Here is a 25,623-nt window from a genome sequence, read left to right as displayed (position 1 = left end):
CGCCGACGCGGGCGTCAGGCGGCGCCGCTGACGCCCGGGGCGACGAAGCGCCTGTGGACGGGGAAGAACTCCGGCTGGGGGTCGCTCTTCACCCCCAGCTCGCCCTTGAGCACAGGTGCGATCCGGTCGGCGATGAACCGGGCGAAGTGCTCCTCCGACTCCCAGACGTCGAGTACGTTCAGGCCGTCGGCGGTGAACCACGCCACGTGCAACACGCACCCGTCCGGGGACTCCTCTTCCCAGCGCACCCTCTTGCGCGACGCGTCGTACAACTCGGGCGTGATCTCGGGCCAGACGAAGGTCATCACGACTGCCATGAAGGTGCCTCTCAATCGCCTCGGCGCGGCGCGGGTTGCGCGGTCTGTGCGGGTACGCAGGACGACGCTAAGCAGCCCGGGTCCCGGAGGCACTCCGGGGCGGGCCGTTCGTGGCCGCCGGACAGAGGGTGACGTGACGCCCTGGACCGCTACGAGCTCTCCTCACCGGCGTGCGCGGCGCTCCAGCTGATGTGAGGGGGCTCGACGCGTGCGCACAGGGGTCCGCCCTGCGGGTCGGTCAGGCCGAGGCGGCCGACCAGCAGGCCGTCGCGTGCGGCGGCGGTGAGTACGTCGGCGGGGACGGCGTCGAGCATCAGTTTGGCGCGGCGGAACATCGTGAAGACGCCCGACTCGTCGACCGTGCCCCAGGACAGGTAGATGAACCGCCGGCCCAGACGGTCCTGCACGTAAGGGCCTTTGATCTCGATGCCGGCCGGCGAGGTGCTCGTGGTGCACTCCAGCGTCCAGGTCGCGGAGGGTGCGTCGGCGGGCTGTGGTTCGAGGAGTTCGGCCGGGCGGTCGCGGCGTTGTACGGCGACGTGGATGTCGCCGTACTCGGGGAGCCTGCCGGGCAGGTCGACGGCGTCGATGCGGATGCGCATGGCGGCCATCATCCGCCATCGTCCGGCCCGGCCGGACGGCGGCTCAGTGGTCGTCGCGGATGGTGGTCGCGATGCCGTTGCTGATCACGACCTCGGCGGTGAAGCCCTTCTTGGCGGCCTGCTCCAGTTCGGCCTCGGTGCACTCGATGCCGCCCTGGCCGCCTTCACCCGTGTTCGTGTCACCGCAGATGTCGCCGTAGCCCCAGATCTCGGTGTCCTCGGCGACGAGGAACTGCTGCTCAACGCCCTTCATGTCGGAGACCGTGTACTTGCCCGGCGCCAGGTAGGAGACGTTGCCGAACCAGGTTCCGCTGACTCCCTTGCCCTTGTTGATGCCCTCGACGACGGTCTCGCGGGGGCCGGAGTCGGAGTCGGAGCCGGTGTCAGCGCCGGATCCGGCGCCGGTGTTCTGCTGAGCGGCCCGCCGCTCGGTCACCAGCGTCGCGATGCCGTTCTTCATCTTCACGTCGGCGCCCACGGCGTTCTTCTTGGTGGCCGCCTCCAGCTGGTCCAGCGTGCACGGCGCGTCCACCTTGGACCCCGCCTCGCCGCATATCGTGCCGACGCCGTAGACCTCGGTGTCGTCGGCGACCAGGAACTGCTGGTCGCCCTTGCCCGGCACGGACACGATGTACTTGCCCGGGGCGAGATAGCTGACCTTGCCGTTCTTGAACGTGCCGCTGACGCCCTTCGGCTTCTCCGAGCCCGACTTGGAGTCCGACGCCTTCTCCGCGACCGCCGCCGCGCCCGTCGTGGTCTTGCCGGACGAGCTGTCGTCCGTGCCGTTCTGGCACGCCGTCATCAGCAGCCCGGCGGTGATCGCGGCGGTGGCGACAACGGCCTTGCGCAGGTGGCGGTTCATCACGGAGTGTCCTTCCGAAGTGGGGAGTGGCAGGGAGCCGGCGGCGTCCGCGCCGGTTCCCGCTCTGTGCTGACTATGAGGAGCCCCAGAGCCCTCGGGTCGCACCCGTCTTCCCTTCAGGACACCGCCGTGGCACGCCCGTGACACAGCAACACATCGGCTGTGGACGGCGGTTCGCCGACGCGCCGCCTTGCGTCACACGGCCGTGCGCCCTGTCACCGGCCGTTCCCCGGGCTGTAGGGCTGGAGGAGCTGGTCGACGGGTGCGTAGTCGTCGGTGAGGGGTCGGGCGTCGCCGATCCAGGAGGCGAGGTCGTCACCGGTGGCGATCTTCCAGCCGGTCTGCCGGGCGTCCAGCGCTTTCTGGACTGCGCGCAGGTCGACCGGCCGGTCGGAGGCGATCACCACCAGGTTGCCGCCCAGGGCCGTGGCGGTCGGGTCGAGGCCGATATCGGCGGGTTCGCCGACGAGGGCGACGTGCTCGAACGTCTCGCCGAGGGTGGCCGCTTCGGCACGTGCGAAGGCCAGACCACCGTGATCGATGAGGTTGGCGACGTACAGGCCGTCCTCGTCGAGCACCCGCCGCACGTCGGTCATCGCCTCCACCGTGGTGAGGTGCCACGGCACGCTGACGCCCCCGAAGGCGTCGCCGACGACGAGGTCACGGCTGCCGTCGTCCAGCCGCCGCAGGCCGAGCCTGCCGTCCTCGACGCGCACGTCGACACCGGCCGCCGATCCCAGACCGAGTCGGTCGCGGTCGATGGCCACGACCCCGCCGTCGATCTCGGAGACGAGGCTGCGCGTTCCGGGCCGGGTGGCCGCGAGGTAGCGGGGAATGGTGAGCCCGCCGCCACCCACGTGGTGGGCGGCGAGTGGCTCGTCCTCGGGAAAGGCGGCGTCGACCACCGACGCGATGGCGCGCACGTACTCGAACTCGAGGAAAGTCGGGTTGTCGAGGTCGACGTAGGAGTGCCGCAGGCCGTCCAGGACGAGTGTGCGGCCGCTGTCCCGGTCGGGGTCCGCGACGACCCGGGCGCAGTGGTACCTGGTCTCCGTGTCGCAGCCACCGGGCGCGACCGTCATGGCGAGACCGCCGGCAACGACCACGAGTGCCAGGGCGGGGGTGCCGCTCCACCCGCGCCTTCGCCACTCCACCAGCGCCGAGCCGGCCACCAGCAGGGTGCCGAGGCCGATCAGTATGCCGCTGACCGGCAACCGCGACACGAGGACGAAGCCGGTCAGGACGGTGCCGACGATGGCCCCGAAGGTGCCGACGCCGGACAGCCGGCCGACGACCGTTCCGGTCTCGGCGAGGCTGGTGAGCCGCAACTTGGTCACGATCGGCGTCACCGCCGAGAGCAGCGCGCCCGGCACCAGGATGGTCAGCGACGCGATCAGCAGGAGCAACGCCGGCGCCCACTCAGCGGTGCTGCGCAGCACGGCCGGGGTGAGCGCCACGACCGCTCCCGACACCCCGAGCGAGGGGCCGAGGAGCCGGCGTGGATCGACCTGGTCGGCGATGCGCCCACCCAGCCAGGAGCCGACGGCGATCGCGGTGAGGGCGATGCCGATCACCATGGTGCTGGTCTCGAGGGTGAGGCCGAGATAGGGAGCCAGCAGCCGCAGAGCGACGATCTCCACGACCAGGACCGCGGCGGACGACCCGAACACCAGCACCGCGGCGGTACGGGGACCCAGGCCGTCGTTGTGGGGCGTGCCCTCGGCGACAGGCGAGGAAGACGATCCGGTCACGGGCGACATCCTCGCATGGGCGGACCACCAGGAGCCGCCCCCCGGCCGGGCCACTCGCTCCGGGCATCGCCGTACGGAGAGTGGCTGACACCGCTCGGCCGGGCAGTGGCCTCGGCGAGAGAGGAGCTCCACGTTGCCGGGGGGTCAAGGGCCGAGGTGCACGACAGCGGCGAAGGCGAGCGCCCGGCCGGAGGATTCGGCGATCGCCGTCCGTACGACGTGGTGCAGGGCGTGCGCCGAACGCTCCGGGTGAAGCCGTCCGTCCGGGGCCAGCAGCCGGTCGTACACCGCGCGCGAGAGGTCCTCGGCGGCCGGGTCCGCACCCCATACCGGCAGCCCGATCACATGGTCGAAGCCGGCGGTCTGGAAGCACGTCGCCAAGGCCCATCCATCGCTGTCGAAGACCAGGTCGCTGCCTTGCGTCTCGCGGACCGAGAGATAGGCCAGTGCTCCCTCGGCGACGGGACGCAGGGGAAGGCGCTGCTGACCGGGCCCGCCTTCGGCGCCGAACCGCAGTCGTGGGACACCCAGGTGGAGATGGGAACGGCCGACGAAGTGGAAGAAGGGGTGCTCCTTGAGTTGCGCTGCGACGTTCGCACCCGTGGCCTGCGCGCCGTGCAGGACCTGGGCGTGCGGGACACGCCGATGGATCGCTTCGATCTCCCTGCGCCCGTGCGGCAGGTCGTCCTCCGCGAGGACCAGCAGCATCGGCTGGACGGGCTTGCGGCCCGCGTACCTCTCGTGATGGCGTGCGGCCGTCAGTGCCTGAAGGCTGGAGGTGTAGGAATGCACCGCGTAATCCATGGCGTTGTCCCACCGCTGCCCCGCCAGGTGGAGAGGCAGCATCGTGAACGGGTCGGTAGGACACCACCAGACTCGTGGCAGGGCGTCGGACGAGGCTGTGGGGCTGGAGCCGATGGGAGCGGTCATCCCGAGAGCGGAGAGGACCGGCCCCACCACTCTGTCTCGCAGCCAGTCGAGTACGGACCACAGCGCGTGTTCGTCCGGTGGCAGCGGGCCGTGGCCCATCGCGAACCGGTAGCCGTGCGAGTTGTCTCCCAGCGCTGTCAGGCTCACTTCGCGCAGCGGGAGCGCCGACACGCCCTGGCGGGTCACGAGCAGGGCGTCGCAGCGGTGGGCGGCGGCGTTGAGCACGACGACGGGACCTTCGCTCGCGGCCGCCACCAGCCGTTCAGCGGGCACGGGGGCGAGGAAGTCCGTGAAACCGGGAACGGCACGCACCGCCGCGACGAGCTGGTCCAGCCGGGCCGGAGCCGGGTCCTGCCGCGGGTGAGTGCGCGATGCGATGGGCCTGGGGGCGAGATGGAGGAACGCCCACACCCGACGCAGTTCCGCGACGAGAGCCGGTGCGGCTTCCCGCAGCCGGTCCACCTCCGCATGGGAGCCCTGACGCCAGGCTGACAGGAGAACGCCGCGCTGTTCCAGGAACTCCAGTGCGCGTTCCGGCTCCCCCACCTCGATCGCGTGGGCGGCGGCCTCCCTGCTCAGCTCCTCCCAGGCCCTGACGATGTCCGTGTGCTCCTGGCCGGACGCCAGCAGCACCAGGGGGACAAGGCCGGTGACGGTCTCGTAGCTGAGGACGACGTCCTCGGGACGGTTGCGGCGTACCGCCAGCTTGCCCCAGATAAGTCCGGCCCGGAGACGTTGCAACGGGGGGACGTCCCGGCTGACGGCGACCTGTTGCGCTTGGTCGGTCGCACGGCGGAGGGAGGCGTGCGACTGGTTCGGCATGCTGGAGACGAACGCGGCCTGGGCCAGAATGATGGAGACCCACTCCGGGCCGGTGAACCGGAGGTCGAGGTCGTCGTGGAGCAGCAGCGAGTGCAACTCCGAGAGGGCGCTGGTGAGATCCGCCTGCGACGAGTCGAGTGTGTGCAGTTCGAGCAGGGCGGAGGCGTAGGCGTCGCTCCGGGCATCGCGCTGCGCGAGACTGACGTCCCTGATCGCTCTGAGGCTTTCGACGGCCTGGCTCAGCGACGGGCTGTCCCCGGTCGCCTTGTATCTCAGGACCAGGCATTCGCCTTGCTGGATGAGTGCTGTGTGCCGGTAGGGCAGGTCCGGGGCATGCCGGGACCGGGAGACGACTTCCCGGGAGGCGTCGACGGCGCGGTCCAGCGCCGGCACGGCCCCGGTCCGGCGGAATCGGTCGACCAGGCATCGGTTCAGGCCGATGAGCGACGCCATCCTCCAGACAGACCTGCTCGGCAGGGATCTGGCCGCCCGTTCGGCGAGAGTGACCGCCTCGTCGATATCCGCGGGCTCGGACAGCACGGCGGCGCGCACCCGCAGGACGTCACTCAGTGCGTGCTGCAACCGGGCCCGGAACAGCCTGTGGCTCCCCGGACTGAGCCTGACGGCTGCGCGGCACTGCCGCAGCGCCGCGTCGACGGCTTCCCGCGAACCGTCCCTCCAGAAGCGGGCCATGTGCACCGAGGCGAGAACGGCCGCTCGCTCTGCCTGTACGGATCGGGGTTCGTCGGGGGACGCGACAGACTCTGCCAAGTGTTCGGCCTGGTCGAGAGCGGCCGGATGCCCTTCCGCCTCGTACCGGACGACGAAGACCCGGGCGAGCGGCAGCGCGAAAGCCTCCTGGTCGGCAGGTGACCCGAATGCGGTGCGCGCGAGATCCACAGCGTGACGCATCGAGTTCTGGCGCGGCTGGACCTCGTGGAGGAGCAGGTAGGTGTCGAGAAGCTCCGCGGCGAGGCGCCCGACGGGGGCGGGGCCGCCCAGCAGCCGGTCCGTCCAGGTCCTGAGGGTGTCCACGGACCGGTGCAACTGGGAGAGGTCCCCCGTGTGGCAGAAGAGTTCGCGCTGGGCGGCTCCGATGAGGGCACCGGCTCGCATGCTCAGCTCCGGGGCGGGCGCGCCGGTGATGTGATGGGCGACCCGGACGGTTCGTTCGAGTGACTTTCGCGAGCCGAGACGAAGACCGTGGAGATACAGCGCCTCCGCGGCCTCGCAGCCGAGTTCGGGGAAGTCCCGCGGTTCGTATCCGGCGTCGAGGGCACGCTCCGTGAGAGTGAGGGCCTGGCGGAGGGCCTCGGGGTCGTCCGTCCGGCGGGACCGGTCGAGCAGGAGCCGGATCACCCGGGTCAGTCGTGGCACCATCTCGGGTTCCACCCCGGGCCCGATCAGGTCACTCAGCTCCTCGTACGCGGACGCGTCCGGTTGCGGCGTGGCCGGGGCGGGTTCGTCGATGACGTAGACGTCACCCGCACCGGTGCGCAGATTGACCGGGCCGGTCCCCACGACGACCCGGACGACCTCGGCCGCGTCCACCCGCACCGTCTGGACGGTGGTGCCCGCGGTGACCTCGACCACCCGCGGCGAGGTGTCGGGGACGAGGACGGCCGCCGCGTCCTTTCCCCGGACCTTTCCCAGCAGCAGCGCCTCCCCCACCCGCAGCACGCCGAGCGGGGCTTCCCCAAGGACCGAGGCGATGGACGACACGGTGGTGAGGGTGAGATCGGGCGCCGCGCCGGGGGCGAGAGACGGAACGTGCGGGCGAGCCGCGTGGGCGAGGCTCCACGCGGTGGCCGTCGAGAGGGCCTCCGCGGGCAGCCGCCGCGACGCCTCCGCGAACCAGCCGGCCAGACCGGACCGCTCCTCTCGCACCAGAGCGTGCAGAGCCCGGTTGAGGTTCCGGGTCGCGCTCTCGGTGTCACCGCTGAGGCTGTCCCAGGTGACCTGTTCCTCGAGGAGCAGTGCGGGCGACAGGCCGCGGTGGAACTCGGTGACGATGCCCATGGCCTCCCGGAGCCGTGGCTCGCTCTCCAGCTTGTCCACGAGCCCCGCGCGCAGGTAGGGCAGACAGTCCGGGAGCAGCGCGATGGCCTCCGGCGTGCGGGCGCCCACCCAGTCGCAGAACCAGAGATCGGCCTCGGCACCGACGTCCAGGTGCGGCAGGAGCCGGAGCCTGACCGCGCGGATCAGTTCCGGTTCCATGCGGGTCGCGAAGCTCAGCACGGTGGCCAGTTCGATCGCACCGGCCGGCGGTGGGGGCGGCAGTTCCCCCGGTGGTCCGGTCACGGCAGCCTCACCGCGGCCCGGCTCGCGGTGGTGGTGCGGTCCCAGCTCACCAGGGGCAGCAAGTTCGTCATCCACCGTGGCCAGCGCCGCGGGGGATACGGGGAGAGCGCGACTACGCCGCACCCGGCCCGGGTGACGAGACCGACGAAGTGCTCCCAGTCCTGCCGGGCGCCGCGCTGTGGGTCCTCGGGCGGTCCGCCCAGGCCGAGGTCCGACAGCAGCAGGACGGGCCTGCCGGCCTCCGGGGGAACGTAGGCGGTGCGTGTCCAGCGTGCGCCGGGCCCGGTGCCGCGCTGGGGGGTGCCGGAGAAGTAGCCCACCTCGACCAGCGAGGGTCCGACCACCGCGCGGATGCGTTCGAGGAGGTCGTTCTGGTCGCGACGGAAGGGCTGCATTCCCGGGCCTCGGTCGACCAGCACCTGGACTCCGTACCGCATCGTGGGCACGGGGAGGCGGGGCAGGCGGCCGACCGGACGCCCATGGGCGAGTGAGTCGATGAGCGCCGGGATGTCCACCGCGCCCTCGGTCACGCGCCTGGAGACCATGGCTCTGAGGATGGCGCTGGTCCAGCCGGGAACGAACAGCGGCAGATGCGGGAGCGGGACCCGTTCGGCCGTCGGTCGCGCGAGTGGCTCCACCGGTTCACGTGGCGTGTCCACCGCCTCGATGCGGGCGACAGGCCGGAGCAACGGCAGTTCCTCCGTCACGTCGACGTTCCGGGTCTCCTCTTCCGCGGCGGTACTCGGTGTCGGCTCGTGCGCGGGCTCCGGACGCCGTTCCCGACGGGGGGCTTCGACCGGCGTTCGCGGCCCGTCAGGGCCGGCGAAGGGCGTGACGTGGCCCGTGGCCGGTGCGGCACCCGGGACGAACCCCAGCATTTCCAGGACCCGGGCCCGCTGGCCGTCGGTCCGCGCGATCTCCAGGGCACGGACGACATCACTCACCCAGATCTGCGAACGCATCGCGTCACCCGTCCTGTTGCGGGGACTTGGCCAGCGTCAGACTGCGGACCAAAGGCCACTGCGGGTGCCCCGGACGGACATTCAGCTCACGGCAGGCGCGCAGGGCATCCAGGTACTCGGCGGTACTGGGCAGCCGCTCGCGTCCGAGCCGCTCGTTCTCCCGCACGTGTATGAGCTCATCGGCCAGTGCGACGGCGAGATCGAGCGTCTCGTTGTCCCAGGCCACACCCTCGTGTTCCAGATGCAGGCGGGCGATCCGCACCAGGTCCTCGGGGGAGGGACCGGGCAGGGTGTACGTGACACAGCGACGCAGAAACGCCTGAGGGAGCTGCCGCTCCCCGTTTGTGGTGATGATGATCAGCGGGGCGGCGACATCCGGCTCGCGCCGGACGGTCGTTCCGGTCTCGGCGATGGTGAACTCCTGCGAGCCCAGCGGTACGAGCAGGCTGTTCGGGACGTCCGGGTCGGCCTTGTCGATCTCGTCGATGAGGACGACGGCCCCCCTCGTCCAGTGCTCCTGGTGAAACCGGTTCAGCGGGTCATGCCGGTGGACGTCCTGGAGCAGGCCCCCACGGGTGCGGGCCGACTCGGGGGCGAGCGACCACCACAGGACACCGGGATTGACGTAGGCGCCGTCGTTCAGCCTGCCGCGGTGCACCTGGGCGTCTCCCAGCCTGCGCACACTGTCGAACGTCCACAGCAGGTCCGTGGCCTGAGTCCGTGAGGTGACGACGTGTTCGTAGTACCGCAGGCGCTTCTCACGAGCGTAGAACGGGGCCAGGGAGGACTTGCCCGATCCCGGATCCCCGCTCAGCAGCAGCGGCCGGTCGGTGGCCAGAGCGACGTCGATCGCGAGCTGGAGTTCCTGCGACAGGACGTAGATCCTGCCGTCCCGCGGATCCGGGCCACGGGAGACGAATCGGGTCATGAGGGCTCCTAGCACAGGCCGGCGAGACGGTCGGGCAGTTGTCTGAGACGCTTGCTGCGGAGCGCTGCCGTCTTCTCGTCCTCCGCGGTCAGCAGGGGTTCCAGCAGCACCGCGTTCTTGAAGGCGTTCCTGACCTGGTCGTCAGGGGGCGCGGTGCCGGTGGTCACCAGGACGATCAGCCAGGAGAAGGCACGGTGGAGCAGGTTGACGGCTTCGGCGAACTCGGCGTCGGGCGGACACAGTTCGTTGATGACGAGGTAGTGGGTCCGGGTGTCGAGGTCGTTCGGGAACATCCGCTCCTCCTGGGAGTCGGCGTCGAAGAACTCCTTCCACACTGCGTCCTCCCAGGTGCGGATCCGTTCCCCGACCCGGTCCTCGCCCGTGGGCAGGCTTCCGATCGTCTTCGTTTCGAAGCCGTGGATGGCGTTGCACGTGGCCCGGCGTATGTACTGTTCGGCCGTGCTGTTCGAAAAGGCGTTGAGCAGGAGGGTCATCTCCTGCGGCTGTCTGCCCGGGGCCGGGAGAGCCCTGCGGGCGGCCTCCTCGTCGACCCAGGTGGCGTTCAGCGCGCTGGTCAGCCGGCGGATGGTCTGGTCCTGAAGGGACGGAGCGAGTACGTCGAGGGCCTTCTCCATCCGTTCAGGAGGGGCCACGAGGAACTGATGGGCGAGGAAGAGGCAGCCACCGTGCTGAGCGGTGACATGCGCGAGGAACTCTGACTCGACCTTGAGCGCTCTAGCGGCCTCGGCCAGCACGCCCGGCTGTCTGTGGGCCTCGGACAGATACAAGGCCAGTCGTCCGAGCCAGACACTCATCGGGTCCGTGCCCACGGCAGCCTTGGGTAGTTTTGCGAAGCGTCCCAGCACCTTGTCGGCGAGGATCTTGGCGTCCGGCTCGGTACCCTGCGCGGTGCGCGCGAACTGGATCGGCCGGAGTTCCTCCAGGCCCGCCTGTTTCACGGCTCCGGTCGTCAGGCCGTCCAGCAGCACGGGCACCACGAGCAGGGGCGCGCCGAGCGCCCTGCGCCACATGAGGATGTTGACCTCGCGCCGTACCCAGGAGGAGTGCAGGGCCGCCTCGTTGAGGAGGACGACGGCCGCGTCGCAGCGGGCGAGCCAGTCGACGAGCTGGGGCCGCCACTCGTCGCCCGGTTCGATGCCCGACTGGTCCACGAGCGGGGTGTGGGTCTTGCCCCGCAGGCCTTCCTCGATCTTTTCGAGTACGGCCATGGCGAATGCGTCGCCCCGCGCACTGTGACTGATGAAGACGTCCCCCACGCAGCCGATTGTGATCCATCGTCAGTCACGGTGCGGGCAAGTCTCACAAACCTGCGTCGAACTCGGTCTTGGCGACGATGATGCGCCAGCGTCGCAGTTCCTCGGTGAGGGTCGACTCGACCCGGACGACCAGTGAGCGGAAGAGGACGGTGCGTTCGGCGCCGGCGGGTTCGACGAGCAGACGGCGCAGGGTGTGCTCGTGTCCGAGCAGTTCCTGGCGGGTCTCCCGGTAGGAGGCCGCCAAGCGCTGCGAAGCGAAGAGGTTCTGTACGGCCAGGGCCATGTTGCACAGGGGCGGGAGGCCCGCGGCGAGCAGGGCGATGACCGCCGAGGTCGTCGACGGACCGTCGCCGGTCCGGCCCGAGTGGAGGAGCACGGCGTACGCGACGGCGACGGCGACCGCCGCCAGGACCGCGGCCTTGGCCGCCCTGCCGAGCTTGCCCTCGGTACGTTCGCAGGTACCGGCGGCCAGTTCGAAGAACAGACTCTGCCGCTTGATGCGGTAGTCGAGATAGGTCCGCATCGGCTCGGTGGTCTCGGCGTCGGTGGCGGGCACGCCGTCGTCCCCGCGCAGCCAGACGGCGTCCTGCCAGTGCCTCTCCGTGCCGTCCGAGGCCCGGTCGGAGAGCCGGGTGAACGTGCTGAGTTCGGCCGGGCCGGCGGCGGCGAGCAGGCTCAGCCGGGCATCGCGGACCTGCCCGGCCTCCTGGTCGGTCCGCCCCAGATAGGGACCGACGGCTGCGAGGAGGAGGAACATCTCGCGGCGGAAGAGTTCGGCCCTGATCCGGCTGGTGACCCATGGCTGGGACGGCTCCTGACTGGTCCATACCGTCCAGACCATGGAGACGAGGAGCAGGCACTCGGCAAGGACGAAACCGAGGCCCAGGTCGCCGCCGTGCTCCAGGAACACGGTCTGAACGGTCAGGCACGTCACCGCGAGTGCGGGCAGAACGGCGAGACGGATGCCGGTCGCGCGGAACCGTCCCTGCTGGTCCACCGGGGTGTCGCCCGCCGGCCGCGGGAGAATGTTCGGGTAGTCGATCGGCCGGCGTATGTCCGGGGCGGGGGTCCACGCCTCACGTCGTGACCGGGAGACCCGGCGCCGGCGACGGTGTGCCCACTGCCGTCCGAGCAGGTATCCGCAGTCCAGGACGACCAGCAGCCAGCTCGTCCCGGCCAACGGCAGAGACACGACGAGAGCCGGCGCCCTGCTCAGCACCGCCGCCGCGGTCCAGGCCGAGAAGGCGACGCTCGCGCCGACGACCACCCATATCCGCACCGACATTCGCACGTTACCCCCCTCTGTGGCGCGGAGGGTGACGGTACCGAAGACGACCGGGACCGGGCCGGGGAACGCCACAACAGGTCGACCCCGGACCGTCACGCTGTGCAATCTCAACCGTTGAGCAGTCGTGAACAGGACCTACTCATCCGTCGAACGCTTGCTCGCGGCTGACCCCGCTGTCAGTCTTCGCCCCCTGCAGGTCGCCCAGCTCACCCGTGGCTGGGCCGTGGATGTCACCGCGGCCGACCTCGACCTGCTCGCCGCCTCAGTCGACGCTCCGCGCCGGCTCTCGGCCAAGCGCGGCTATCTCAGGGGAACCGGGGCCAACGTGGAACTGGCGCGGATGCTCGAGGAGCGGCCCGAGGACTTCGGCGCCGTCGGGCAGATCGTGCTGGGCGCGGAAGCGGTCGAGGTCCAGCCCGGTCCGCGACTGTTCGCCGACACTCTGTTCGTCGCCGGGCTCGAATGCATCGACGGCCTCCAGCGGTTGAGGGTCATCGCCGATATGAGGGGCCGGCTCTCCCGCGAGCACTTGCGGCGTGCCGTGATCCGCCTGGAGATCCGCTGCGGCCACGAGCGGGACCGCGCCCGTCAGGCCTGCGACATCGAGGACCGCTACCGCAACGGGGCCACCGCCCAGGACGGGTTGATCCGCTGCCCGAACATCCGCCGCCTGATGGCGGGCGACTGGGAGAAGGGCGACTTCGATCCCCGTCGGGGCGTAACCGGGGGACCTCAGGGATCTCGGTTTTCCATGGCCGAGGTGACATCCGCCCTGGCCTGTCTGTCGGACGATCCGCTACCGACTGCGGCGCACCTGGCCGCCACTCCGGAAGGCCAGGAAGCCCTGTGGGGCGACCGCACCTCCGCGGTCTACCGAAGTGTCTTCCACGGGCGGATGAGCCCGGTGGGTGTGATGCGTGCCGTCGAGGCGTGGCGGACGGCTCGTTCGGCGCTGGCTGCGCTGCCGAGGAAGTCCCGGCAGGGACACGGCCATCTCATCGAGTACGCGCCGGAACTGATCTGCTGGAAGGCCTGCCGCTGGCTCCCCCTGCTGTCGCTGCACACCAGGTCGGCCTTCCCCTGGGACCGGGCGATCGAGCGTGAACTGCCCGTCCGCACGGTTCGGGCAGCGGAGTCGCTGGTGGCTCACTACAGAGAACTCCACCCGGAACATGGCCGCCCCGGTAACTCGTACAAGTCGGAGGCACCCAAGCTGGACCTGTGGAGGGAACTCGCGGAGTGCGCGGTGTAACCCTGGGGCCGGGTGTCTTTTTGGTCCCGAGTTATCGATTTCCGGACGGAACAAGATCCAAGTCTTACAGAAGACGCCAAGACTGATCGACAATGTGTGGGAACCGTGGTGCGTGCTTCACCTCTGGGTGCGGCTGAGCACACCGCTCACATTCAGGACCTCGTGGCACCCCTGCGCCCGGCGGCCGGTGGCCGGTGTGCCCGGCTTGTCGCAGGTCACTTCGACGGTCACGGTGTCGTTCTCAGGGATCTTGATGGGGGTCACCCAGTGATAGTCCTGGTTGCGGAAGGTCTCCAGCGCGATCGTGGTGATCTTGCGGTCGCCGAAGGAGATCGTCAACACCCCCTCGTCGCCCTGGAAGTTGGCAACAACGATGTCCGTCACACCGAAGACACTGCCCTCGGGCACCCGGTAGGTACCGGCCTTCGTCTCTCCGCCGGACGTCTGCAGATCGATGGTCGCCGAGCTCTGCTGACCGCCACCGGTCGAGGTGCCTCCACCGATCGATGTGCCGTCACCGGCCGACGCGCCGGCGCCGGTCGAAGTGCCTTCACCACCCGCTCCGGACGGCGCGCCCGACCCCTGGCCGCCGGGCTGGGCGCCCGAACCGGCGCCGGAACCGGCGCCCGGAGACTGTCCGGCCTGTTCCCCGGGCAGCGTGGGACGCGGCTGGACCGCCTCGGTCGCCGCTTCCTTGGCGGCGCTGCGTACCGCGGGGCGTACCAGTGTGAACCAGGCGAGCAACAGCGCGATCAGCACCGCGAGCACCGCGAGCAGCCACTTCGGGAAGACCGGGATCTGGACGAACTCCGCGTCCAGCGGCGCCCGGACGGCGCTCGCGTCCGGTTGCGTCTCCTCCTCGTCACCGGATTCGGCGGTGTCCACGGTGAACGGCCACACCACGGGGGCGCCGAACCACACGGGCTTGCCCGTGCGGACCCGCAGGCCGACCTCCGCCGACTCGCCGGGCTCCAGCTTCGGCTCCGCCGGGCTGAAGGCGAACGCCAGCTCCTCACCGGCCTGCCCGGGGGTGAAGCCCACCTGCACCGGGGTGTTGCCCTGGTTGCGCACCGCCAGCCGGTACCGGCCGCGCAGCCAGCCGCGCCGGCGGCGTGGGGCCAGCTCGGTGCGCAGCTCGTGGAACTCCTCGACATGCACGGTGGTTTCGAGAACCCGCACCGCCTCGGGGTGCTCGGCCGGCAGGACCCGCACGCCGAGGGGCATCTCACCGGCCCGGACCTCCGGAGAACGCGGCGGCTCCAGACGGACCGTCACCGTTTCGGAGGTGCCCGGATAGAGAGAGACCCTCGGCGGGTCCACGGTGGCCCAGGCGGCGCAGTCCCCGACGACCTCCAGGGTGTACGCCTCGACGATGTCGCTGTCGTTGCGGACCGTCAGACTGGTCGTGGCCGTGCCTCCCGGCGCCACGGTCGCTTCCGGAATGTCGAGGCCCGGCGCGCCGGGACTGGAAGAGGCTGCAGAAGGCGTCACGCCGCCACCGTAGGACCGCGTCCGGGCCGTCACGAGAAGCACGAGGGCAACGCCCGGGCAGCCACGGTGCCCCGGAGGTCAAGGACGATCTCCCCGCGTCGGTGAGCCGTCGGCACGGCCCATCACCTCGCGTGCGCCGCCTTCCGGCGGTCGCCCCGCGCCCGCATCATCCCCCGAGAACACATGAAACAGGTATGCCCTTATGTCCACAGAGAAGACCGGACCGGCCGTTTCCGTCACCACCTCACGCATGCCCGCCTCGGCCTGGGCCATGCACAGGACCTCTCGCCCCGATCGCCAGGACCGCGTGACCGTGGCCGTCTACGCCGCTGATCCGGTCCTGCGCCTCGGCGTCGTCCAGCAGTTACGCCAGCGCCCGGAGGTCGAGCTGCTCGCCGACGCCGACGCGGAGCTGGCCCAGGTCTCGCTCGTGGTCGTGGACCATGTCGACGACGACGTCGCAGCCCTGCTGCACCGGCTGCGGCACAACACCGCCACCCGCACGGGCCTGGTGGTCGCCACCCTCGGCTCCGGCTCACTGCAACGCGTCATCGAGTGCGGTGTCGCGGCGGTGCTGCGCCGCGCCGAGGCCGGCCAGGACCAACTCCTGCACCTGGTCCTGGCCATAGCCAACGGTGAGGGCGTGCTCCCCGGCGATCTGCTCGGCAAGCTGCTCACCCACGTGGGCAGCCTCCAGCGCTCGGCGCTCGACCCACGGGGCCTTTCCCTGTCCACGCTGACCACGCGTGAGGCGGACATGCTGCGCATGGTGTCGGAGGGCCTGGACACCGCGGAGATCGCCCGCAAGACCGCGTACTCCGAACGGACCGTCAAGAACGTGCTGCACGAGGTCATCACGCGGCTGCAACTGCGCAACCGGGCCCACGCGGTCGGTTACGCCCTGCGCAACGGGCTGATCTGACGGACCGGACCGCGTCCGACGGGATGATCCGACGGGCTGCCGAGGCGTGGCCGGGAAACCGGCACTGCCCGAAAGCACACCGCCCGCTTCCCCCGCATGTGGCCCCGCCGCCCTGCCGCGCCGCGCGCGCCGCGGCGCAGGGTGGGCGGGGCACATCCGGATGCCGCACCAGAACGCGAGGGGGACCCTATGGGAACCGCTGGGCCCGGCGGGCGGTACCGCCTGGGGAGGCTCGGCACGTCGTTGCTGCTGCTGATCCCGATGCTCGGGGTGACGGCGGCCTCCGGGCAGGGCAGCGCCGAGCCCTCCCGGCCACGCGTGGCCGACGCCGCGGACACCCGGGTCGCGTACGCCGGCACCCGGCACCGCAGTCTCGGCGAGGTCTCCACCACCACCTCCAGCACACCGCTGTTCGGTGCGGGCCCGGCCCACTTCGACGTCCAGCCGTCCGCCCTCGGCGACCGGCTGGTCTTCGCGAGCCGCCGCGACGAGAAGACCCCCCAGATCTACCTGCGGTCCGCCGACGGTTCCGTACGCCGTCTCACCAGCGGCATGGACGCCGCGCACCCCCGGCTGACGCCGGACGGCCGGGCCGTGGTGTTCGACTCGGCCGAATCCGGCGGCCCGGACGGCGGGACGCAGCGCGACCTGTGGCTGGTGCGCACCGATGGCACCGGCCTGACACGGCTGACCGACACCCCCTCGGACGAGGAGTGCCCGACGGTGTCCCCGGACGGGCGGCGGCTGGCGTACTCCAGCGACAGCGATCCGTCGGCCGGACAGCAGATCTACGTACGGGCCTTGGCCGGCGGCACCGCCACCCGGGTCACCGACCCGGTGAACGGCGCGGCCACCGAACCGGCGTGGAACCCCGTGAACGACGACCAGAACCGGAACTGGATCGCGTACACCGCCACGACCACCGTCGACGGGCGGAGCGTGCCCCGGCTGCGAGTGGCGCACGCGGACGGGACCGGTGACGAACCGCTGCTCGGGGGAGCGCAGGCACAGTGGCGCGCCCACGGGGCATCGTGGCTGCCCGACGGGGACGGGCTGGTGTTCCTGAGCCCCGAGATCACCTGTGAGTGCGAGGGCGACTGGGACCACGTGTTCCGGACGACCGCGCACTCCGACCGGGTCCCTTCGCTGGTGCTCAACGAGAACCGGGAGGTCCTCTCGCCCACCTGGCTCGGCCCGCTCGACGGCGGCGGTGTGGTGGTGGAGCGCACCTCGGCGTCCGGGCCGCACGCGGTGACACTCCAGGACGTCCGTTCGGACGGGGCCGACCCCCGCGACCTGGGGCTGACGATCCTGAAGGAGGACCCGGCGGCCGGCACCAACACCGATCCCGCCAAGGACCCGCTGTTCCAGCCCGCCTCCGGCTACGACCCGTGGACCGAGCGGCAGAACTACACGCCGGACGGCCGCCGGATCGTGGTGACCCGCTTCGAGGACACCGCCGACGGCCGTATCGAGCGGATCTGGATGGCGGACGCCGACGGCTCCAACGCGGCGCCCCTGCCGCTCGCGGGGCGCGGCCCGAAGGACTGGGACACCGACCCCACGTTCTCCCCGGACGGCAAATTCCTCGCCTTCACCCGGACTTCGCCGGGCGGCGTCGGCGAGGCCGCGGGACCCAGCCGCATCCTCATCGCGGACGTGGCCACCGGCGCGCTCACCGGTGAGATCATCCCGCCGGCCGGTCAGCTCCGGGGCCAGGACGCCCAGCCCACCTGGTCCTCCGACGGCACCACCCTGGCCTTCACCCGCAACCAGGTGATCGACGGGGGCGGCGGCAACAAGCACATCTGGACCGTGCCGGTGGACGACCTGGGCCGGCAGCGCGACCTGAGCGCCGCGAACTGCCCGGGCGACTGCGAGGTCATCGACGACAGTCCGGCGTTCTCCCCGGACGGGCGGAGCATCGCCTTCAACCGCAAGAACGGCGGCGGCCGGATCGACGAACGCAACGGCATCCTCCTGACGTCCGTGTCGGGCGACGACTGCCGGGTGCTGCTGCCCGCCGCGGCCCGGGACCTGCCCGGCGCCTGCGGCCGGGAGCTGCCGGACACCTCGGCCACCGGCCCGCACCAGCCGCGGGACGCCGCCTGGACGGCCGACGGCACGGGCCTGGTGTTCAGCTCCCGCGCCGGAGCCGCGGTCAACAGCCCCGAGAAACTGCGCGTCCTGGACATCGCGTCCGGCGACCTCACCCCCCTCACCACCGGTCTCCCGGGCCGGCAGAAGGAACCCAGCGTCCAGCAGTCCGTGGACCTGGCGGTCCGGGCACCCGGCACCGCCGACGAGGTCACCGTCGGCCGTTCCACCACGGTCCGGGTCGACGTCGTGAACAACGGCCCCGCCGCCTCGCCCGGCACCCGGCTGACCGTCGCCCCGCCGTCCGGCGTGCGGATCACGCGGCTGACCCGGCCCGGGGGCACCTGCGATGCCGCCTCCCTCCAGTGCGACGTCGGCGTGGTGCCGCCCGGCACCGCGGTTCCGGTGGACGTCACCCTCACCGGGGTCACCCCCGGCGAGGCGCCGGTCGACTGGTCGGTCACCGGTACCGTTCTGGATCCGCGGCCCAGCGACAACGCCGGCCGGACCGTGGTGCCGGTGCGCGAGGCCGCCCAGCCCCCGACGACACCGCCGCCCGCCCCCGAGCCTCCCGCCTCTCCGCGGCCCCCCTCCCGCCCGCCCACCTCCGCGGCGCCGCCGCCCGCGCCCGCCCCGCCCCGGCCCGCGCCGCCCACCACCGTTCCCCCCGAGCCCGACGCGCCCCGGGCCGGCCCCGGGGTGCGCGTCACGGCCCGGCCCAACCCCGGCTACGTCGGCGGACGCGTCGTGGTGACGTACACCGTGCGCAACGGCCGCAACGCGCTGGCGACCGGGCTGCGGCTGCGCATCGGCCTGCCTGAGGGCATCCCGGACAGCGGGCCGCCGCCGGGCTGTGACCGCTCCTGGGTGTGCGCGCTGCCGGACCTCGACCCGGGCGCGAGCACCGTCGTGCGGGTCGTCCTCAGTCCCGACAAGGCGCTGACCGGCCGCGTCACCGGCGAGCTCACCACCACCGGGACGGACGCCGACCGGAGCGACAACACCGCCCGGCAGCGGCTGCGCATCCTCCAGCCGCGCATCGTCGCGGTGCCGGACATCGGCAAGCCCGGCTTCGTCACCTCCGTGCGCGGCAAGGACTTCCCGCCGGGAGTGCCGGTGCGGTTCGCCTGGAAGCCGGGGATCACCGCTGCGGCGGCGCCGACCGTGCCGAGGCCGGACGGCACGTTCATCGGCCAGCTCCTCATCCTCGCCAAGGACCAGACCGGTCCGCGTGTCATCACCGCCAGGGGCCCCGGGTTCTCACCGGTGAAGACCGGCTTCCTGGTGGTCAGCGGCAGCGTGCAACCGCCGGACACGGTGACCCGCCGATGATCCACGAGGTCGACGAGGGGCTGCGCCGCCTGCTCGGCGAGTCCGGCCTGGAGGCATCGGGTGTCGACGTGGTCTTCGACGCCCCCACCCGGGACTGGGCCGCGCGCCGCAGCGCCCCGACGGTCTGTGTCTTCCTGTACGACATCCGCGAGGACGCCGTCCGGCGCGGCAGCGGCGCCGGGGAGGTGTACGACGAGGAGGGGAACCTCGTGGCCCGGCGCACCCCGCCCCGCTGGTTCGAGCTGACGTATCTGGTCACGGCGTGGGCGAGCCGGCCGCAGGACGAACACCGGCTGCTGTCGCAGGTGCTCGCCTGCCTGGTGGCCACCGACACACTGCCCGCGCGGCTGCTCACCGGCACGCTCGCCGAGCTCGGCCTGACCGTGGGACTGGACACCGCCGGGGCGGCGGCCGACGCACCGGCCGCCGCCGATGTGTGGTCGGCGCTCGGCGGGGAGCTGAAGGCGTCACTGGGGGTGCGGGTGCGGGCACCGCTCGCCGGGGTGACCACGGCCGTCGCACCGCCGGTCACCGAAGGCCTCGTCGTGCGCTCCGCCGCCCGGCGCGAGGGCGCGGAAGCGGAGCCGGGACGCCGGCTGCGCTACCTGGAGACCAGCGATCCGGGCCCTGAGGGCTTCGCCGGTCCGCGCGAACGGGGGGCCGCCCCCGCCCGGCGCCGCCGCCGGGGGGACCGCCAGCCGTGACGCACACCGCCGAACCCGCCGCGGACAGCCCAGGCGCCACGGCAACTGTCGTGGGCGGCGAAGCCGGTGCCGCCGTGGCTGCCGAAGCCGCTGTCCGACCCGCCGCCGAGGCAGTCCCGGCGGCCCCGGAGCACACCACGGAGCCCGTCTTGACCACCCGTACCGCCGCCCAGGCCGCCGCTCGGCCCGAAGCCGGGGCCGCCCCCGCCGACGTGGAGCACCTGTGGACGCGGCTTCGGGCGGTCGAGGAGCGGGTGCGGCTCGCGGTGGCGGTGCGGCGGGCCGGCGACCCCGATCCCGACGACCCGTACCGGGGCCAGTACCTCACCCCCGAGGCGGCGGCCCGCATCCTGGACGAGCCGGGCGGCCTGGACGTACCCGCCCACGACCCCTGGCAGCCGCCGGCCGGTTCCGTTCTCGACAAACTCGCCGGGCGGTTCGGTCTGTCCTCGCTGGACATGGACCTGCTCCTGGTCGCGGTGGCGCCCGACCTGGACGCGCGGTTCGAGCGGCTCTACGGCTACCTCAACGACGACCTGACGCGCCGTCGGCCCACGGTCGGGCTCGCCCTGGAGCTGTGCGGGCTCGCCGGGGCGGCATCCGCCCGATTCCGGCTCGCGCCCGGAGCGCCGCTGGTCGCGGGTGGTCTGGTCGAGGTCACCGAGCCGGAACGGCCGCCGCTGTCCCGGGTGCTGGTGGTTCCCGACCGGGTCACCGGGCACCTGCTCGGCAGCGCGCGGCCCGACGCCCGGCTCGCCGGGGTGCTCGGCGAGGCCCACGAGGACCCGACCGCCGAGGCCGCGGAGGTCCGGCGGACGGCGGCCGCGGCCGGGACCGGCGTCGGCCTCGTCCACCTGCGCGGCCGGGGCGGCGATGCCGAGGGCCTGGCCGTCGCAGCCCTGCGCGCGGCCGGGCCGCACCCGCTCGTCCTGGACGCGGTCGCGCTCGCCCGGCGTTCCGGCGACGTACCGGAACTCGCCCGGGCGGCCGCGCTCGAAGCCCGCCTGACCGGTGCCGGGATCGTCCTGGGTCCCCTGGAGGCGCTGCCCGGGGAACCCGTCGAACGGGCCCGGACACTGCGGGCGTTGTGCGCGGCGCTGCGGGGGATCCCGCTGGTCACGCACGGCGCCGTCGGCTGGGATCCGGCGTGGGCGGCCGACAGTCCCGTCGTCCTGACCGTGCCGGGGCCTTCTCCCGAACGGCAGGCCGCGCGCTGGCGGCACGCGCTCGACCGGGCCGCCGGTGCCGCCGGTGACGGCTCCGTGACCGGTGACGCCGAGGCGCTCGCCCGGGCGGTCGCCGCACACCGCCTGGACTCCGGGCAGTTGCGCCGCGCCGCCGACGTGGCGGTGCGCACGGCCGCCCTCGCGGGCCGGCCGGTCCGACCCGACGACCTGCGGACCGCCGTGCGTGCCCAGAACGGCGCGGGGCTCGACCGGCTCGCCCGCCGGGTGGAGCCGCAGGTCGGCTGGGACGACCTGGTGCTCCCGCCGCCCACCCACCGGCGGCTGCGCGAACTCGCGCTGCGTGCCCGTCACCGCGATCAGGTGCTCGGCCAGTGGGGCATGCGGCCCGGCGGCGGCCGGGGGCGCGGCGTGATCGCGCTGTTCGCCGGTGAGTCGGGCACCGGCAAGACCATGTCCGCCGAGGTCGTCGCGGCGGACCTGGGCATGGACCTGTACGTGGTGGACCTGTCCACGGTCGTCGACAAGTACGTCGGGGAGACCGAGAAGAACCTGGAGCGGATCTTCACCGAGGCGTCGGCGGTCAACGCCGTGCTGCTCTTCGACGAGGCCGACGCGATCTTCGGCAAGCGCTCGGAGGTGAAGGACGCGCACGACCGGCACGCCAACATCGAGTCGGCGTACCTGCTCCAGCGCATGGAGTCGTTCGACGGGATCGCGGTGCTGACCACCAACCTGCGGGCCAACCTGGACGAGGCGTTCACGCGCCGCCTGGACGTGGTGGCGGACTTCCCGGTGCCCGACTCCGGACAGCGCCTCGCCCTGTGGGAGCGCTGCCTGGGCGACCGGCTGCCCCGGGCCGGTGACCTGGACCTCGGCTTCTGCGCGGACCGCTTCGAACTGGCGGGCGGCTCGATCCGGGCCTGCGCGGTGACCGCGGCTTACCTCGCTGCGGAGTCCGGGGAGCCGCTCACCATGCGGCAGGTGGTGACGGCGGTCGCGCAGGAGTACCGCAAGCTCGGACGGCTGGTCCTGGAGAGCGAGTTCGGTCCGTACCTGGCGGAGGCCACCGGCGCCTGATCAGTCGGTCTGCATCGGGTCGTAGTCCGAATCGGAGCTGCTGCCCTGCGAGTCGAACTGGATGGTCGCGAACGGCTGTCCCGGCGACGCGGGCTGGGAACCGTCGGACATCGCGACGTCGGAGTCGCTGCTCGACTCGCTGTCGCTGTCGGACGCGGGGGCCGGGACGTCGTGCAGGGTGTAGGTGGTGGCGGGACCGGCGCCGGTCTTGGTCACCCAGCCCGTGGCGATGTACGAGGCGATGAGCTTGTCCCGGCGGTCCTTGGGGATGTCCGAGCGGGACATTCCCTGCGCATGGGCGTCGGCGGTACTGGCACCGGGGGTCTGGCCCTGGGCGCTGTCGTTCTCGTAGTCCCGGTACGCGAGGAAGGTGGCCCGGTCTCCGGCCAGCGCCCTCAGGGCGAACTCCTGCATCTCGTCCTCGGTCAGCGTCGTCCGGCCGTTCAGCCCGTCCTTCACCGTCGTGTAGAACTCCGCCAGGTCGCTCGGGTCCCGGCCCGCCCTGATCAGGTCGTTGATGTCCGGCTCGTTCTCCCAGGTCCGGCTGAGGGCGTTGTTGAGGTAGATGTCGATCCTGTTCGGGACCATCACCCGGCGGTGGTTGCCGCTCGACGTGTCGTAGCTCACCTCGAAACGGAGGTTGCCCCCGCCGACCGCCACCATCTCCTGCTCCATCCGGCGCCACACACCGGTGCCCTGGTTCAGCGACCACTGGGGGACGATGTTCTCGGTGACATCACTGCCGCCCACCTCAAGACCCATCACGTGGCCGCGGTCGTAACCCGCGCCGCCGAACAGGTCCTTCCACACCAGCGCCTCGGAGGGAGCCCCGCGCGTGCCGACCTGGCTCCGGTAGGCCGCGTGGAGTCTCTTGACCGCGACCGGGTTCGGCGCCTGCGCCCGGCCGGCCGTGCCCGTCGGCGTGATGGGACCGGTCACCGTCCTGGGGCGCTGGACGGTCAGGTTCTGTGCGAGCGGGGCGCCGGCCTTGCTGGGCTGGTAGTGCGTCACCACCGCGTTCTCCAGCACGGTGGCGCTGGCCCGCTGCACGGTGTCCGCCGCACCCGCCGTCGTGTCCGGTCCGTCCTCCGCCAGGCGCTGCACGTCCGGCGCCGGCCCGGACATGACCTTGTGCGCGTTGGCCTCCGCGGCCCGCTCGAAGCGGTCATCCGGATCCGACATCGCGAACCCGTGCCCGGTGTCCCTGCCCGACACCGGACCGCCCCGCTGCTGCACGACATGGGTGAGCTCGTGGGCGAGGGTGTGCTTGTCGCCGCCGCCGTCGCCGATCACGACATGGCTGCCGGAGGTGTAGGCGCGCGCCCCGATGGCGCGGGCCGAGCGGGCGGCGGCGGCCCCGGTGTGCAGCCGCACGCCGGAGAAGTCGGTCCCGAACCGGGCCTCCATCTCCTGGCGTACCGGTCCGCCGAGGGGTTTGCCGGCCGAGCGCAGCACCTCCCGCACCCCGGTGTCCGGCTGCTCCGGGGCGGGCGTGGTGCGTGCCCGGCGGGCGATCATGGCCGTCACCGCGGCGTTGCCCGCGCCGCGCTGCGCCGCGCGAAGCGCGTCGGCGGTGAGCGGGGGCGGCACGGCGCCGCCCGAGGGTGTCTCCCGTCGGGCGGTGGCCGGGCCGCGCGCCGGCTGCCGGGTCTCGGCCTGCTCGCTGTGCGCCCTGGACGTCCGCATCTGCTGCCTCCTCGTCGGCGCACCCCTGCCGCGGCCCTCAGTGGACCGTGCCGGGCGACGGGGCGTCCAGGTCCACGCGGGCAGCGGGAGGGCAGAGCCGGGTGACGTCCGGACAGCCCCGGGGGAGTGCGGGAGGCAGCGGCCTTGCCCCCGTCCAGGTCCCCGGGACTCTGCCGCCCGGCGCGGCCGCCGCGCAGACTCGGCCTGGACACAGGTGACTGACCCGCAAGGACGCGAAGGAGCGAGCATGCCGACGTACCTCACCCCGGGCGTGTACGTGGAGGAGGTGCAGTCCGGTGCCCGACCGATCGAAGGGGTCGGCACCGCCGTCGCCGCGTTCGTCGGGTTCGCCGAGAGCGGCCCGTTCCACACGCCGACGCTGGTCACCGGCTGGGACCAGTACACCCGGCAGTTCGGCGGCTTCACCGAGGGCACGTACCTGGCCCACGCGGTCTACGGGTACTTCGCCAACGGCGGTGGCGCCGCGTACGTGGTGCGGATCGGCGGCTCCTCCGAGGACGCCTCCGCACCGGCGGCCGGCAGTGACCGGCGACGCGGGACCAGGGCGGCGGAACCGGCTGAGCTGGGCGGCTTCCTGGTCGCGGCCCGGTCGGGCGCCTCCGGCGTGTCGGTGGAGATCACCGACGCCGGCGGCGAGAACCCGCCGGAGGACCGCTTCAAGGTCCTGGTCCGCCAGGGCGACCAGGTGGCGGAGACGTACGAGGCGTCCACCCGCAAGAACGTCAAGGGTTACCTGGTCAACCAGGCCCGCGCCTCCAAGCTGATCGAGGTCACCGAGCAGCAGGGCGCCAACCAGAGCAGGCCCGCCAACCAGACCGTGACGCTGGCCGACGCCCCGGCCGCGCCCGCCGCGCCCGGCTCCGGCGAGGTGTCCCGTCTCGACCCGGCCGAGTACGTCGGCGACGCCGGTGCCCGCACCGGGTTCGGCGGCCTGGAGACCATCGACGAGATCACCATGGTCGCGGTGCCGGACCTGATGAGCGCCTACCAGCGCGGCGACATCGACGCCGAGGGCGTGCGCACCGTGCAGCTCGCCGTGATCTCGCACTGCGAGCAGATGGGCGACCGGGTGGCCGTCCTGGACCCCCCGCCCGGGCTCTCCGCCCAGCAGGTGCGCACCTGGCGCAACGACGAGGCGGGCTACGACTCCCGGTACGCCGCCCTCTACTACCCGTGGGTGCGGGTCTTCGACCCGGCCGCCGGACGCAACACCACCGTCCCGCCGAGCGGTCACATCGCCGGTGTGTGGGCGCGCAGCGACGCCGAGCGTGGCGTGCACAAGGCACCCGCCAACGAGGTGATCCGCGGTGCGGTGGACCTGGAGCTGCGGCTCAGCAAGGGCGAGCAGGACCTGCTGAACCCGATCGGCGTGAACTGCGTACGGGCCTTCCCCGGCCGGGGCATCCGGGTGTGGGGAGCCCGCACCCTCTCCTCCGACCCGGCCTGGCGCTACCTGAACGTGCGCCGCCTGTTCAACTACCTGGAGGAATCGATCCTCCTGGGCACCCAGTGGGTGGTCTTCGAGCCGAACGACGACCGGCTCTGGTCGAGCATCCGGCGCAACGTCACGGCGTTCCTCACCGAGGAGTGGCGCAGGGGCGCGCTGTTCGGCCGCACCGCCGAAGAGGCGTTCTACGTGAAGTGCGACCGCGACAACAACCCTCAGGAGTCCATCGACCAGGGCCGGGTCGTCTGCGAGATCGGCGTCTCGCCGGTCAAGCCCGCGGAGTTCGTGGTGTTCCGGCTGGCCCAGTTCTCCGACAGCACCAGCCTCATCGACGAGTGACCCGCGGGTTCAGCAAGGGAAGGTGACA

General features: G+C 72.2%; 17 protein-coding genes. 6 read left to right on the top strand and 11 right to left on the bottom strand.

Translation table 11 applies throughout. From position 1 onward, the window contains the following. Window positions 1–14: 14 nt before the first annotated feature. The 9 genes from ABFX81_RS08760 to ABFX81_RS08720 all read right to left on the bottom strand — a co-directional run bounded on the left by ABFX81_RS08760 (window position 15) and on the right by ABFX81_RS08720 (window position 12,037). Window positions 15–317, bottom strand: a complete 303-nt coding sequence (locus tag ABFX81_RS08760; protein WP_086847782.1) for a hypothetical protein — start codon at window positions 315–317, stop codon at window positions 15–17. Between the two features lie 149 nt (window positions 318–466). Then, window positions 467–919 (bottom strand): DUF5990 family protein, encoded by a 453-nt coding sequence (locus ABFX81_RS08755; RefSeq protein ID WP_346137867.1) that lies wholly within the window; start codon window positions 917–919, stop codon window positions 467–469. Window positions 920–962: 43 nt separating this feature from the next. After that, on the bottom strand, window positions 963–1,781 hold the full coding sequence (locus tag ABFX81_RS08750) for a hypothetical protein (RefSeq protein WP_086847786.1): 819 nt from the start codon (window positions 1,779–1,781) through the stop codon (window positions 963–965). A 215-nt stretch (window positions 1,782–1,996) separates the two neighbouring features. Next, entirely contained in the window at window positions 1,997–3,532 is a 1,536-nt protein-coding gene (locus tag ABFX81_RS08745; protein ID WP_428837150.1) for a fused MFS/spermidine synthase, read from the bottom strand. 144 nt (window positions 3,533–3,676) lie between these two features. Further along, complete coding sequence (locus ABFX81_RS08740) at window positions 3,677–7,585, bottom strand: hypothetical protein (protein ID WP_086847790.1); 3,909 nt, start codon at window positions 7,583–7,585, stop codon at window positions 3,677–3,679. Further along, complete coding sequence (locus ABFX81_RS08735) at window positions 7,582–8,547, bottom strand: hypothetical protein (protein WP_086847792.1); 966 nt, start codon at window positions 8,545–8,547, stop codon at window positions 7,582–7,584. Before ABFX81_RS08735 ends, ABFX81_RS08740 begins: the two co-directional genes overlap by 4 nt. 4 nt (window positions 8,548–8,551) lie before the next feature. Then, on the bottom strand, window positions 8,552–9,475 hold the full coding sequence (locus tag ABFX81_RS08730) for an AAA family ATPase (RefSeq protein ID WP_086847794.1): 924 nt from the start codon (window positions 9,473–9,475) through the stop codon (window positions 8,552–8,554). Window positions 9,476–9,483: 8 nt separating this feature from the next. Next, on the bottom strand, window positions 9,484–10,752 hold the full coding sequence (locus ABFX81_RS08725) for a TIR domain-containing protein (protein ID WP_086847796.1): 1,269 nt from the start codon (window positions 10,750–10,752) through the stop codon (window positions 9,484–9,486). Window positions 10,753–10,795: 43 nt separating this feature from the next. Continuing rightward, a complete protein-coding gene (locus tag ABFX81_RS08720; protein WP_346137866.1) occupies window positions 10,796–12,037 on the bottom strand; it encodes a hypothetical protein in 1,242 nt (413 codons plus the stop codon). Between the two features lie 226 nt (window positions 12,038–12,263). Between ABFX81_RS08720 and ABFX81_RS08715 the strand changes: the two genes are divergently transcribed. Continuing rightward, window positions 12,264–13,292: a hypothetical protein gene (locus tag ABFX81_RS08715; protein WP_346137865.1), complete on the top strand. Its 1,029-nt coding sequence runs from the start codon at window positions 12,264–12,266 to the stop codon at window positions 13,290–13,292. Between the two features lie 117 nt (window positions 13,293–13,409). On the opposite strand, the gene ABFX81_RS08710 is transcribed toward ABFX81_RS08715, so the two are convergent. Continuing rightward, window positions 13,410–14,783 (bottom strand): hydrolytic protein, encoded by a 1,374-nt coding sequence (locus tag ABFX81_RS08710; protein WP_086847802.1) that lies wholly within the window; start codon window positions 14,781–14,783, stop codon window positions 13,410–13,412. A 250-nt stretch (window positions 14,784–15,033) separates the two neighbouring features. Here ABFX81_RS08710 and ABFX81_RS08705 point away from each other — a divergent pair, with 250 nt between their 5' ends. The 4 genes from ABFX81_RS08705 (at window position 15,034) to ABFX81_RS08690 (ending at window position 22,102) form a co-directional block, all read left to right on the top strand. Beyond that, window positions 15,034–15,705, top strand: coding sequence for a helix-turn-helix transcriptional regulator (locus ABFX81_RS08705; protein ID WP_346137988.1), 672 nt, complete (start codon window positions 15,034–15,036; stop codon window positions 15,703–15,705). Window positions 15,706–15,894: 189 nt separating this feature from the next. Further along, a complete protein-coding gene (locus tag ABFX81_RS08700) occupies window positions 15,895–19,134 on the top strand; it encodes a hypothetical protein (protein ID WP_346137864.1) in 3,240 nt (1,079 codons plus the stop codon). After that, window positions 19,131–19,838, top strand: coding sequence for a Pvc16 family protein (locus ABFX81_RS08695; RefSeq protein WP_086853781.1), 708 nt, complete (start codon window positions 19,131–19,133; stop codon window positions 19,836–19,838). Before ABFX81_RS08700 ends, ABFX81_RS08695 begins: the two co-directional genes overlap by 4 nt. A 149-nt stretch (window positions 19,839–19,987) precedes the next feature. Then, window positions 19,988–22,102 carry an ATP-binding protein gene (locus ABFX81_RS08690; protein WP_428837149.1) on the top strand — a complete coding sequence of 705 codons (2,115 nt, stop codon included), beginning with the start codon at window positions 19,988–19,990 and terminating at the stop codon, window positions 22,100–22,102. On the opposite strand, the gene ABFX81_RS08685 is transcribed toward ABFX81_RS08690, so the two are convergent. Further along, the gene (locus tag ABFX81_RS08685; RefSeq protein ID WP_086853783.1) at window positions 22,103–23,788 is read right to left on the bottom strand and encodes an eCIS core domain-containing protein; all 1,686 of its coding nucleotides are present in this window, start codon (window positions 23,786–23,788) and stop codon (window positions 22,103–22,105) included. It lies immediately after the preceding gene. A 247-nt stretch (window positions 23,789–24,035) separates the two neighbouring features. On the opposite strand from ABFX81_RS08685, the gene ABFX81_RS08680 reads away from it, so the two are divergent. Next, complete coding sequence (locus tag ABFX81_RS08680; RefSeq protein ID WP_086853785.1) at window positions 24,036–25,595, top strand: phage tail sheath subtilisin-like domain-containing protein; 1,560 nt, start codon at window positions 24,036–24,038, stop codon at window positions 25,593–25,595. Window positions 25,596–25,623: the final 28 nt, after the last annotated feature.

The sequence above is a fragment of the Streptomyces coeruleofuscus genome (assembly GCF_039532725.1).
GTDB classification, from domain to species: domain Bacteria; phylum Actinomycetota; class Actinomycetes; order Streptomycetales; family Streptomycetaceae; genus Streptomyces; species Streptomyces coeruleofuscus.
The sequence above is the reverse complement of the archived record's forward strand: the minus strand, read 5'-3'. Positions and strand labels throughout refer to the sequence as shown.